We start from the raw sequence: 11,526 nt of genomic DNA, 5'->3' as shown, positions 1-11,526 counted from the left end.
AACGAAAAGTTGCTTTTAGTCTTTCCTAGGATTCAGCTTTTAACAAGCCCCTTTTCTTGGCAAAATCAATCTTATATTTATGAAACGTAGCATTCAGCACTCCGCCAGATAATAGAACGATTCCAGTCAGATAGAACCAGAGCATGAGTACGATAATCGCTCCTATACTTCCATACGTAGCTGAATAATTCCCAAAATGATCTACATAAAAAGCAAAACCAGCTGATACGATCTGCCATAAAAAGGTTGCAACAAGGGAACCATACCAAATTTCACTATACTTTAATTTCTTACAAGGAGCCATGTAATACAGCACCGACACGACCGTCGCAATAATAAAGAAACTTATCAGCCAGCGCAGCACACCCCAAATCTGTAAAAACTCATCACTTAAGCCTAAATAAGAAAAAGCAGCGTTTCCGATCATCTTGCCAAACACCGGAAAAACTAATGCGATGATAAAAGAAAAAATAACACCGAACGTCAGGAAGATCGCCAATAGCCTCGTCTTAATAAAACTTCTGCATTCTTCAACCCCATACGCCTCATTTAATGTTTTAATTACAGCATTTATCGCGTTAGAGGCAGACCAAATCGTAGCTAGAATTCCGATCGATAATAAACCTCCGCTTCTCCCTTCTAGCACTGCGAGTAAGTTTTCTCTTACAGAATCCATTGCTTCAGCCGGGACAAAATGTTCCAGCAAGTCAAGAGCTTCAGCCGGTTCAATAAAGAAAGCACCGAGTGTTAATAAGAAGATTAGAAACGGAAATAATGATAAAAGAAAATAGTAAGCGAGCTGCGCAGCCAGCCCTGTTACATCCCCTTTTTTAAAGCCGTGCATAAATTCAATTCCAAACGATCTTGCTTTCATATTTTTAATGATATGCCATAAAGTCAATGGTCCTCTCACCCTTTACATGGTTATATATTTCCTTTATCATTCCCTTTCTCTTTAAGTGTGAAAACTTTTTTCTTCAGAAGTTTATATTTTTTTATTATGGGTAACTTAAGAATAATTCCATATTACAACAAACAAAAAAAGGAGGAATTTTAAATGACTTTATTATGGGCACTTATAATTGGAGGAATCATCGGTTGGTTAGCAGGACTATTAACAGGACGTGATGTACCAGGTGGTATTATCGGTAACATCATCGCAGGTTTTGTTGGTGCATGGTTAGGTGGATTGCTATTAGGTGACTGGGGTCCTGAAGTAGCTGGATTTGCTATTATCCCTGCGATCATCGGAGCTATCGTCGTTGTACTTATTGTAAGCTGGATCATGCGCAGTATGCGTAGCCGTGCTTAATTAGAACGAAAAAGAACATAATTAATCTAAACAAGAAAAGCTGACTCAAGTTGATCATTTGATCGTCCTGGGTCAGCTTTTTTGGGGTTAGAATCCTTTCTTAAACACATAGCTTGGTTTTTCATAATGCATCTTTTCTTCATAAAAACGGTGAGCGTCTATACGGTTCACATTAGAACTTAATGTTATACAGTTGCAATTATTTTGAACAGCGAAAGATTCTAAAAAGGATAGCAATTCTTCCCCGTATCCTTTAGAACGCTCTTCTTGGTCTGTAATTAAGTCATATAAATAAACATGCTTTCCATCATATAGATTTGTTAAAATAGCAAACCCTGCTAAAGCAACGATCTTTTCATCTCGGTAGTTTGCAAATAACGTGTAGCCTTCACCTTTCATTTGAAGAAATAATTCATAAAACAAGTCTTCTGATAAGTGTGTCCGAAGCTGATTCATTACTGGAAAAGCTTCACGCACCTCGTGTTCTAAAGATAACTGCCTGATCTCACCCATTCCTTACCTCCTGCTTTACAAAGACTCTCTATTCTTAATTTCGATTAACAGCCTTTCACATCCTGCTGTTACTAATTCATACACTTCCTGAAAATTACCTGTAAAGTATGGATCTGGAACATCTTCATATTCAATATCTGGCACAAAGTCTAATAGTCTTGCAATCATACCTGTCTTTGATTGACCGGCCATCTTATGCATGTTCCCGATGTTCTCAGCATCCATTCCAATAATATAATCGTATTGAGTGAGGTCATTTGTTTTTATCTGACGAGCTTTTTGACCTTCATAGGAAATTTCATTCTTTGTAAGGATATTTCTTGTTCCTTCATGAGGAGGTTCACCGACGTGCCAATTTCCGGTTCCGGCAGAATCAACCGAAATCACTTCCGAAAGTCCTTCCTTTTTTACAAGATCCCGAAAAATCGCTTCTGCCATTGGGGATCGGCAGATGTTGCCTAAACATACAAAGAGTACTTTAATCATGGATCATACCCCTTTCATCTTCCTATTAAAGGTATAACAAATTCATCCAATAATAAAGGGAAAATGTACACAAAAAGAAAAACCAAGCTATTGAAAGCTGGTTTTCTTTTTTCATTATGCTAGATATGCTTCTCTTACTTGTTCATTTTTTATTAATTCTTGTCCATGACCTGCCATTACGATCTCACCGGTTTGGATAACATATCCTCTATGGGCTATCTGCAGAGCCTGAAAAGCATTTTGTTCGACCAGAAGAATAGTCATTCCTTCTTTGTTCAGATCACTGATGATATCAAAGATCTGCTCAACAATAACAGGTGCTAATCCCATTGAAGGTTCATCGAGCAGCAATAGACGGGGCTTTGACATGAGCGCTCGGCCGATGGCGAGCATCTGCTGTTCTCCGCCGCTCATTGTACCTCCCTTTTGGCTCAATCGTTCCTTTAACCGCGGAAAGTAATCGAAAACCTGTTCCATCCTATCTTTAATCACTTTTTTATCCTTTACAATAAAAGCACCCATCTCAAGATTCTCTTTTACCGTTAATCTAGGAAAAATCCTTCTGCCTTCTGGAACATGGGCGATTCCCGTTTGTGCTGTTATATGAGCCGGCTGTTTAGAGATATCACTGCCTTCATATATAACTGTTCCGGTTTTCGGAAGGACCTGCCCGCTGATCGTTTTTAAAGTAGTGGATTTCCCTGCACCGTTTGAACCGATCAAAGTAACGATTTCTCCTTTTTCAACAGAGATGCTGATCCCCTTTAGCGCATGAATACCACCGTAAAATGTGTTTACATCTTTCAATTGCAGAATACTCATCGTTCTCCCCCTTTACGCTGGCGTTACGGCACTTTTTCCAAGATAAGCTTCAATTACTTTTACATTATTACGGATCTCGGCAGGCTTTCCTTCAGCTATTTTCTCACCATGATCGAGTACAAATATTTGTTCTGATATTTCCATGACCAGTTTCATATCATGCTCGATCAACACGATCGTCATATCTAAGTCTTCTCTCATCCTGTGTATAAACTCTGTTAATTCACGTGTTTCTCTTGGGTTCATCCCAGCTGCTGGTTCATCCAAAAGCAGCAGTTTTGGTTTCGTTGCCAGAGCACGAGCTATTTCCAGCCTTCGCTGAGCACCATAAGATAGATTCTGGGCATCTTCGTTTAGATGCTGTGCAAGTCCTACATATTCTAGCCAATGATAGGCTTCTTCCTGTGCCTGTTTTTCCTCTTCACGAACTCTTTTTGTTTGAAACAGCGTACCTACAATCCCAGCTTGCAACTGTTTATGCAGGCCCACCATCACGTTCTCTAAAACGGTAATGTTTGAAAAGAGACGTATGTTCTGAAACGTACGGGCGATCCCGTGTCGAGAAATTTCATGCGGCTTTAATCCTACTAATGATGTTGAGCCGAGTTGAACGTTTCCTTTATCAGGCTGATACACGCCAGTAATTAAGTTAAAGAATGTTGTTTTCCCTGCACCATTTGGTCCGATCACAGCTGTGATCGACCCTTTTTCAACTGTCATATCCACTGAATTTACGGCGACAAGTCCGCCAAATTGTTTTGTCAGATTACTAACTGTTAAGATTGACATCTTTAAATCGCCCCCTTAAGCCTGAAACCCTTTATCAGGTTCAACCGCAATTTGCTCTTTTTTGTGCTTTTTCGATCCCTCTTTTAACGATTCCTCATCAAATACAGGATTTTTGGCCGGAATTAACCCTTGAGGGCGATAGATTGCAAATACAATCAGGATCGCTCCAAATATAAATCGCTGCATCTTTGCTGGAGACAGTGCCTCTGGAAAACTGATCACACCGTCCAGACTCAGCTGATTCAAATAATTAGTAACTTCTGTAAGAACCTGCAGGTTAAGAATCGTGATAACAGCAGCACCAAGAATAACACCTGGCACACTGCCCATTCCTCCTAAGATAACCATTACTAGAATGGTAATAGACTCTAGCAGCGTAAAACTCGTAGGGTCAACAAACGTCTGCTTTGCTGCAAAGACAACCCCCATCATTCCTGAAAAAGAAGCCCCAATAGCAAATGCTAAAAGTTTAGTCCTTACAAGATGAATTCCCATTGATTGTGCAGCGATCTCGTTTTCTCTTACAGCCTTCCAAGACCGGCCGATCTTTGAAAACTCAAATCGTCTAACCGCCAGAATAACAAGCAGCAAAATACCAAGGACAATATAGTAGAACTGGTTAGGATAAACAAACTGATAGCCAAATATTTCAGGCGGTTGAACAGAAGCTAAGCCCATGGCTCCGTTTGTGATGTTTACAGGCTTATCAAGGTTGTTAAAAACAATCCTGATAATTTCTCCAAACCCCAACGTAACGATAGCTAGATAGTCTCCTTTTACACGAAGTACCGGGATTCCTAATAAAACTCCGAAAAGTGCAGCTGCAAAACAACCGATCAAGATAAAGATCCAAAAACTATTTCCGGATAAAGGGAAAGAACCGAATGGCATAAAGTTAGCTGCCTGACCTGTAGCAAATATGCCATAGGTATAAGAACCAATTGCAAAGAAAGCTACAAACCCAAGATCCAGCAATCCTGCCAAACCTACTACGATATTCAAGCCTAGAGCCATAGCGACATAGATACCAACTACTGTCGCGACCTCCATGTACGATTGATAGCCCGGTCCTGTACTAGAGACAAATGGAATGACTCCAATCAGCACGACTCCTGCGATAAGCCACTTTAATCGGACTGGCAACTCCGTATAATACAGCAGCAACAATGAAAACAGCATTAATAAGAATGCGGTAACGGAGGCTTGAGCCAAATATAGACTTAATGAAGTTACCACTACATAAAGCACGAGCAGAATAATTTGTGCGAGCTTGTTGCCTTTTAATTTATTAGTCAGCTTTTGCATGGAACCTCACCTACACTTTCTCAGTAACTGCTTTGCCAAACAGTCCTTCTGGTTTGAAGATCAAGACAACAATCAAGATGGCAAATGCAAATACATCTTTATACTCAGCACCAAAGATACCGCCCGTTAGAAGCTGAAGATTCGCTGCTGCAAACATTTCTAAAAGTCCCAGCATGAGTCCGCCAGCCATCGCTCCACGGATATTTCCAATCCCGCCAAGTACAGCAGCTGTAAAAGCTTTTAATCCTAGAATAAAGCCGATGTATGGATCGATCGTTCCGTACTGTACAGCGAATAAAACTCCTGTCGCACCGCCTAATGCTGAACCTATAAAAAAGGTAAGAGAAATGACCCTGTTCACATTAATCGACATGAGCGATGCGGTTTCTCGATCTTGAGCTACTGCTCTCATCGCCATTCCCCATTTTGTTTTGTTAACGAAAAAGTCCAATCCGACCATCATAATGATAACGGCAACAACCAGAATCAATGTAGACGTTTTAAAGAACGCATCACTAAATGAAGATGAGATGCTTGAAAATTTAATGGAAAACTGTTCGTTAAACATCGATGGACCCGTTAAGATATAATTGCCTCTTTTGTACTCAGTAATAAAACGAACCAAGTCCTGCAATAAGAAGGATACACCGATTGCAGAGATCAACGTAATCAACTTTGGCGAATTTCTGAGTGGCCTGTAAGCCATCCGTTCAATTCCAACGCCCATGAAGCCAGTGAGAACAGATGTAACAATCAACACAAGAATCAAGGCAAGAATTGCAGGCATAGCTGCTAACCAGCCCATACCTGTCATAAGAATCAGCATGGCTACACCAATGAAGGCACCCGTCATAAAAATTTCACCATGAGCAAAGTTGATAAGTTCTAATATTCCATAAACCATTGTATAACCAAGTGCGATTACGGCATAAATGGCACCAAGAGCTAGTCCATCTACAAGGACTTGAGGCAAACTTTGTAAAATTTCAGCTAACATAAATATTCCTCTCTTTCAGAACTAGGGAGTATGTTTGTAAAAAAGAAGAGGGATATGGCCTTTAGGGTCATTCCCTCTCTTGTAAACATAGGTTTACTTACTGATTTCGCCTTCTTGGACTCCTGGATATTTAGCTTCACTGAACTTGTAGATATATACTTTTGCAAACTTGTTGTCTCCGATATCATCAAAACCGACTTTAGTTACAACACCTTGGAAGTCTTGAACTTTACGAACTTCTTCAGCTACCTTCTCACGGGCTGGAAGATCTCCGTCACTTCCTTTGATTGCTGCTTCAAGTCCTTTTAATAGAACGCTCATAGAGTCATAACCATAAGCAGAATAAGATTCTACATTTTTATTGAATTTTTCTTTATATTTAGCAGCGAAATCTTGTCCTTCAGATGTTTTGCTCGCATCTGCTGCAACAGACGTGTAGTATACGTTTTCTACAGCGTCTCCAGCGATTTCAACTAGTGTAGATGAATCCAGTCCGTCGCCACCCATGAAAGGAATAGAGATACCTTTATCACGAGCTTGTCTGATCAACTGGCCGCCTTCTGTATAGAGACCACCAAAGAATACTAAATCAGGTTTCTTTGACAATACTTGTGTAAGAACACCGTTAAAGTCTTTCTCTCCGACTGTGATACCTTCGTATCCAAGAATCTCGGCTCCAGCATCTTCTGCTGCCTTTTTAAACGCATCAGCAAGCCCTGTTCCGTAAGCCGTCTTATCTTGAACAACGAAGATCTTCTTAGCTCCTAGTTTATTAATCGCAAAGTCTGCACCAGCAGGTCCCTGGAAGTCGTCACGTGCAACGATACGGTTTACAGTTTTCAAACCACGGTCTGTTACTTCCGTTGCCGTATTGGCTGGAGAGACCATTGGTACTTTATATTTTTCATATACCTCTGATGAAGGAATAGAAACACCAGAATTCAAGTGTCCAACCACTCCAAGGATTGCTTTATCAGAACCGATAAGCTGTGCGTTGGCAACACCTTTTTTAGGGTCTCCTTGATCATCATATGGCTGAAGCTGAAGCTTGTACCCCAAATCTTCAAACTTTTTCTTATTCTCCTCTAAAGCAAGTTGTGCGCCTAGTTTAATGGATTCACCAAGCGTTGCACTTCCGCCTGATAAAGGAGTCTGCGTAGCAATTTTAATAACTTTTCCGCTTCCTCCCCCACTGCCTCCTGATCCTCCAGAAGCATTACAGCCTGCTAAAAGTCCTAGTGATAAGGCAGAAGCTGCCAATACTTTTAACCCTTTTTTAATTCCCACCTAAAAATCCCCCTCGTTTGAAAATTTTGATAATTTCTACTATTTAAAAAAATAGTACATTAATATGACGATTTAGACAACAAAATTTTAGAAAAAATAGAGATATTATATTAAATTTAAAAGTTTTCCCTAATATTCAACAAATTTCTTTCCAGATTCAACCATCTAGTGCTAAAGTAGTGAATAAAAAAGATCCACTGAATGTGTCAGTGAATCTTTAAAGCTTTTCTATCTACTCTTCATTATTTTTACGTGGTACTTCCGTTTGCGCGGTCCGTCAAACTCACAGAAGTATACGCCTTGCCACGTCCCTAAAAGAAGCTGGCCGTTTTGGATAAATACAACTTGTGATGAACCTACTGTACTAGCTTTTAAATGGGAAGCTGAGTTTCCCTCTGCATGACGGTACTTAGGATGCTCCCACGGATAGACTTCGTCCAGCCTCATTAACATGTCTTTGACAACATCGGGATCTGCATTCTCATTGATCGTTATCCCAGCCGTCGTATGAGGGCAGTATATGTACATCACCCCGTCATTTACCTGCTGTTCTTCAAGGTAAGCCTGCAGTGAACTCGTAATCTCATACATTTCATCACGCTTATGCGTTTGTATCGTAAAAACTTGAGACAATTAAAATCCCTCCTCTACCTTGTTAATTTGATGGTTCCCTAAACAAATCCTTTTTATCTTAGAAACAGAAAAAAGTAAACCCCCAAAAGAAAACCTTTGGGGGTTTTAAGAACATTATTTTCGATGAACGCGTGTGCGGTCACCCGCGATTTTTTTCCACTTTGCTCTTTCAGCAAGTGCCAGCTTTTGATCTTCTTTTCGCGCAAAGTAAGCCAACTCCCGCTGTAGCTTCAAATAGCTGTTATAGCGTTCTTTGTTCAGCTCACCCGATTCAATCGCAGCTTGAACTCCGCAGCCTGGCTCATTATGATGCGTACAATCACGAAAACGGCATTTTTCTGCAAGTCCTTCAACGTCCTGGAAGCTATGACTTAAACTATTATCTCCCTCCCAGAGCTGAAGTTCTCTCATTCCTGGAGTATCAATTAGAATACCTCCGCCATCCAGCACGAGCAATTCACGGTGTGTTGTTGTATGCTTCCCTTTTCCATCTTCATCACGGATCGTATTCGTTTTTAATATCTCTGAACCAAACAGCTTATTAACAAGTGTTGATTTACCAACACCTGAAGAGCCTAAAAGGGCAACCGTTTCACCTTCGGAAATATAAGAGGAAAGAGCTTCAAGTCCTGTTCCTTTTTCAGCACTGACAGCAAATGTTGGAACACCAAACGCTATCGTTTCTACTTCATCTATATATTTTTGTACATCTTCACATAGATCTGCCTTACTTAAAACAATAACAGGTGTAGCACCGCTCTCCCATGCCATCAAAAGATAGCGTTCAAGTCTGCGCAGATTAAAGTCTTGATTTAACGCATTAACTAAAAATACAGTATCAACATTAGTCGCTACTATCTGCTCATCCGTTGTATGCCCAGCTGCTTTTCGAGAAAACTTGCTCTTTCGCGGCAGTATATTATGAATGTATGCTTTTCCTTCTTGAGGAATGGCTTGAACAGCAACCCAATCTCCAACAGCAGGAAAGTCATGCCTCCCTGTCGCATTAAATCTGATTTTCCCTGTAATCTCTCCGAGCAATTCTCCGTGTTCTGTAAGAACGTTATATAGTCCTTTATGTTCGATACTGATTCTTCCTGGAACAAGATTTAGAATTTCAAATGATTTAAATGATTCTTCAAATGTTTGATTCCAGCCTAGTGATTTTAAATTCAATGTAATAGCCTCCGAATTAATATTGTCAAATTTTTTGTAATAAAAAAGAACCTAATCTACTTAGGTTCTTTACAAAAGAAAGGTACACAAATAACCCTTCTCCATATAAAAAACCATGGCACTGTATGCACAGCCCATGGTTTAAATGACAAATTTAAACGAAGATAAATATAGCAAATTAATTATTTGCTGATCTTCATTGTCCCAATAGGCTGTACATGAACTACACTCTCTGAAGTCAATCCATTAAGTTGTCTCATCATACATCCCTCCTTGGGTTTCATTAGAAATTAATTTACTTCTTCACTATAGCAGTATATGCAAAATCTGTAAATAGATGCATAATATTTTATTTCGAAACAGAAGCCCCGCTGTAGCCTCCAATGATTCGTTTTATCATGGCGATGTCCATATTTAAAGGATTCCCATCAACCTCTTGGAGCAATTGCTGTGTATTCGAATCATCAAACTTTATATTACGATTGAGGTAATTCTTATAGACCTCAATCACACTGTTTAACATTCTTTCTTCCTCGTTCAAGTATCGCTCATAATCGTATGGAGCAAGTTTATAGATCTCTAAACCAGCTTTCTCCCGCATGATTTGAAACACATCTGCACTTAATGGAGGCTGACTGTTCGTAATGTGATAGATGTTATTTTCTCGCCCTTTTCTCAAGACGCCTGACAAAACATCTGCCACATAATCTACAGGTACAAGGTTCTGGGTACTGCCTTCTTCACAGAGTAAATGAAAGATACGATCATTAATTCCTTTACGCTGAAATCTTTTTTTGAATACTTCAAGACTTCTTAATAAACCATATAAGGTAAACTTGGAGTCTGCTTCCCCTGTTTTTGAATCGCCGATAATGATTGCAGGTCTTAAGATTGTTATATGGTATGAATCTTTATATTCCATGCATAGATGTTCAGCTTTGCATTTACTCTCCTCATATGGATTGTTAAATGCACGGTCTAAGGAGTGAAGCTCTTCTTTCGCATATTCATCCTTACCAAGCGTATATGCTGTACTTACATAATAAAAATGAGAAACACCCATTTTCTTTGCAGCATCAAGTGCATGCTTCGTTCCAGAATAATTTATTTGAAAAAGTTCTTCTTTAAGATCCAAATCAAATTTCACAAGAGCTGCCATATGATAGAACACATCGATTTTATTCAGGAGCTCTTTTTCTACCTCTTTTGTTATACCTAGATGAGGGACAGTAATATCCCCTTGAATAATATGAATACTGCCTTTTAAATCTGCCGTCTTCTGAATAAGCTGTTCAGCTTTCTCCAAGTTACGCGCTAAAACGTAAAGGGTATGACCTTCACGTGACAAGTTTTGAATTAAGCGTCCACCTAAAAAACCGGTAGCTCCGGTAAGAAAAATATTCATTAAGCCGGTTCCTTCCTATTCCCTATATCAGCATACTTCCTCTATATAGTAACACAACATCTTATATATGGCGCCGGTTTCAAGATAGAAGAACAGGTTAAGCAAATAAATAAAGCTGCTATGACAGCAGCCTTATTTTTCATCATCTGGTTTTGCAATATTGACGGCTGGCATCTCACTATTCATATAGTCAGTAGGATGGCCATCCTTCTCTTGATTTTCATCATAAAAGTAACGATTGATCTCTTGCTCTGCATGAGCAGTTGGATCTTCATACGGTTTTTGGTCTTGTTTATCTTTTCCCACGTCTATGCATCCTTTCCACATGATTCACAGGCTTTAAACACTTCTTCATATTGCAATTTTTCATTTGCATCAAATGTATGGTTGCAGAATTGGACAATCCCGTTCTGATCAATAACAAAACATGATCTGATGGCTGTTCCGTTTTTTTCGTTTAAAACACCAAAATCTTTCGTTACTTTTTTATGCCAATCAGCCAAAAGTGGGTATGGAAGGGTCCCTAGTGCTGCGGCAAAGACATTGTGCGAATATATATGGTCCACACTTACAGCGAGCACTTCCGTATTGGCATCTTTAAATCGCTGGTAGTCCTCTTTCCAAGAGGTTATTTCCTTAATTCAACCAGGTGTAAAATCCAATGGATAAAAAGCCACAAGGACATTTTTCTTACCCTTGAAATCTGATAATGAAATATCCTTTTGTAAAGTGGATGGCAAAGTAAAATCCGGTGCTTTATCCCCTGTTTTTAACAAATAACCCACCTCCTTCAGTCTTAAG

Annotated in this window: 14 protein-coding genes; 1 reads left to right on the top strand and 13 read right to left on the bottom strand. The window is 39.6% G+C overall.

Annotation, left to right across the window (positions count from 1 at the left end):
* Positions 1 to 25: 25 nt before the first annotated feature.
* A complete protein-coding gene (locus IEV52_RS19210; protein ID WP_229754378.1) occupies positions 26 to 901 on the bottom strand; it encodes a YihY/virulence factor BrkB family protein in 876 nt (291 codons plus the stop codon).
* Positions 902 to 1,057: 156 nt separating this feature from the next.
* Here IEV52_RS19210 and IEV52_RS19205 point away from each other — a divergent pair, with 156 nt between their 5' ends.
* On the top strand, positions 1,058 to 1,312 hold the full coding sequence (locus IEV52_RS19205; RefSeq protein WP_188404188.1) for a GlsB/YeaQ/YmgE family stress response membrane protein: 255 nt from the start codon (positions 1,058 to 1,060) through the stop codon (positions 1,310 to 1,312).
* A gap of 87 nt (positions 1,313 to 1,399) precedes the next feature.
* Here IEV52_RS19205 and IEV52_RS19200 read toward each other — a convergent pair whose 3' ends face one another.
* The 12 genes from IEV52_RS19200 to IEV52_RS22390 all read right to left on the bottom strand — a co-directional run bounded on the left by IEV52_RS19200 (position 1,400) and on the right by IEV52_RS22390 (position 11,501).
* Complete coding sequence (locus IEV52_RS19200) at positions 1,400 to 1,825, bottom strand: GNAT family N-acetyltransferase (protein WP_188404187.1); 426 nt, start codon at positions 1,823 to 1,825, stop codon at positions 1,400 to 1,402.
* A gap of 15 nt (positions 1,826 to 1,840) precedes the next feature.
* Positions 1,841 to 2,311, bottom strand: coding sequence for a low molecular weight protein-tyrosine-phosphatase (locus IEV52_RS19195; protein ID WP_188404186.1), 471 nt, complete (start codon positions 2,309 to 2,311; stop codon positions 1,841 to 1,843).
* A 114-nt stretch (positions 2,312 to 2,425) separates the two neighbouring features.
* Positions 2,426 to 3,133 (bottom strand): ABC transporter ATP-binding protein, encoded by a 708-nt coding sequence (locus IEV52_RS19190; protein ID WP_188404185.1) that lies wholly within the window; start codon positions 3,131 to 3,133, stop codon positions 2,426 to 2,428.
* A 12-nt stretch (positions 3,134 to 3,145) separates the two neighbouring features.
* Positions 3,146 to 3,922 carry an ABC transporter ATP-binding protein gene (locus IEV52_RS19185; RefSeq protein WP_188404184.1) on the bottom strand — a complete coding sequence of 259 codons (777 nt, stop codon included), beginning with the start codon at positions 3,920 to 3,922 and terminating at the stop codon, positions 3,146 to 3,148.
* 15 nt (positions 3,923 to 3,937) lie between these two features.
* Positions 3,938 to 5,227 (bottom strand): branched-chain amino acid ABC transporter permease, encoded by a 1,290-nt coding sequence (locus IEV52_RS19180; RefSeq protein WP_188404183.1) that lies wholly within the window; start codon positions 5,225 to 5,227, stop codon positions 3,938 to 3,940.
* A gap of 10 nt (positions 5,228 to 5,237) precedes the next feature.
* On the bottom strand, positions 5,238 to 6,224 hold the full coding sequence (locus tag IEV52_RS19175) for a branched-chain amino acid ABC transporter permease (RefSeq protein ID WP_188404182.1): 987 nt from the start codon (positions 6,222 to 6,224) through the stop codon (positions 5,238 to 5,240).
* A gap of 93 nt (positions 6,225 to 6,317) precedes the next feature.
* The gene (locus tag IEV52_RS19170; RefSeq protein WP_188404181.1) at positions 6,318 to 7,511 is read right to left on the bottom strand and encodes a branched-chain amino acid ABC transporter substrate-binding protein; all 1,194 of its coding nucleotides are present in this window, start codon (positions 7,509 to 7,511) and stop codon (positions 6,318 to 6,320) included.
* A gap of 228 nt (positions 7,512 to 7,739) precedes the next feature.
* The gene (locus IEV52_RS19165; protein ID WP_188404180.1) at positions 7,740 to 8,144 is read right to left on the bottom strand and encodes a secondary thiamine-phosphate synthase enzyme YjbQ; all 405 of its coding nucleotides are present in this window, start codon (positions 8,142 to 8,144) and stop codon (positions 7,740 to 7,742) included.
* A gap of 114 nt (positions 8,145 to 8,258) precedes the next feature.
* The gene (gene rsgA, locus IEV52_RS19160) at positions 8,259 to 9,320 is read right to left on the bottom strand and encodes a ribosome small subunit-dependent GTPase A (protein ID WP_188404179.1); all 1,062 of its coding nucleotides are present in this window, start codon (positions 9,318 to 9,320) and stop codon (positions 8,259 to 8,261) included.
* 349 nt (positions 9,321 to 9,669) lie between these two features.
* Complete coding sequence (locus IEV52_RS19155) at positions 9,670 to 10,725, bottom strand: SDR family oxidoreductase (RefSeq protein ID WP_188404178.1); 1,056 nt, start codon at positions 10,723 to 10,725, stop codon at positions 9,670 to 9,672.
* 132 nt (positions 10,726 to 10,857) lie between these two features.
* A complete protein-coding gene (locus tag IEV52_RS19150; RefSeq protein WP_188404177.1) occupies positions 10,858 to 11,031 on the bottom strand; it encodes a hypothetical protein in 174 nt (57 codons plus the stop codon).
* 2 nt (positions 11,032 to 11,033) lie between these two features.
* Positions 11,034 to 11,501: a redoxin domain-containing protein gene (locus tag IEV52_RS22390; protein ID WP_373869444.1), complete on the bottom strand. Its 468-nt coding sequence runs from the start codon at positions 11,499 to 11,501 to the stop codon at positions 11,034 to 11,036.
* Positions 11,502 to 11,526 lie beyond the last annotated feature (25 nt).

It is taken from the genome of Fictibacillus barbaricus (assembly GCF_014635025.1).
Taxonomy (GTDB): domain Bacteria; phylum Bacillota; class Bacilli; order Bacillales; family Fictibacillaceae; genus Fictibacillus; species Fictibacillus barbaricus.
Note: the sequence above shows the minus strand (reverse complement) of the source record. Positions and strands in the feature narration are given on the sequence as shown.

Bases quoted from the DNA above. Each gene is read 5' to 3' on its own strand.
- IEV52_RS19205 (WP_188404188.1), top strand. From the start codon at position 1,058: ATGACTTTATTATGGGCACTTATAATTGGAGGAATCATCGGTTGGTTA.
- IEV52_RS19200 (WP_188404187.1), bottom strand. From the start codon at position 1,825: ATGGGTGAGATCAGGCAGTTATCTTTAGAACACGAGGTGCGTGAAGCT.
- IEV52_RS19195 (WP_188404186.1), bottom strand. From the start codon at position 2,311: ATGATTAAAGTACTCTTTGTATGTTTAGGCAACATCTGCCGATCCCCA.
- IEV52_RS19190 (WP_188404185.1), bottom strand. From the start codon at position 3,133: ATGAGTATTCTGCAATTGAAAGATGTAAACACATTTTACGGTGGTATT.
- IEV52_RS19185 (WP_188404184.1), bottom strand. From the start codon at position 3,922: ATGTCAATCTTAACAGTTAGTAATCTGACAAAACAATTTGGCGGACTT.
- IEV52_RS19180 (WP_188404183.1), bottom strand. From the start codon at position 5,227: ATGCAAAAGCTGACTAATAAATTAAAAGGCAACAAGCTCGCACAAATT.
- IEV52_RS19175 (WP_188404182.1), bottom strand. From the start codon at position 6,224: ATGTTAGCTGAAATTTTACAAAGTTTGCCTCAAGTCCTTGTAGATGGA.
- IEV52_RS19155 (WP_188404178.1), bottom strand. From the start codon at position 10,725: ATGAATATTTTTCTTACCGGAGCTACCGGTTTTTTAGGTGGACGCTTA.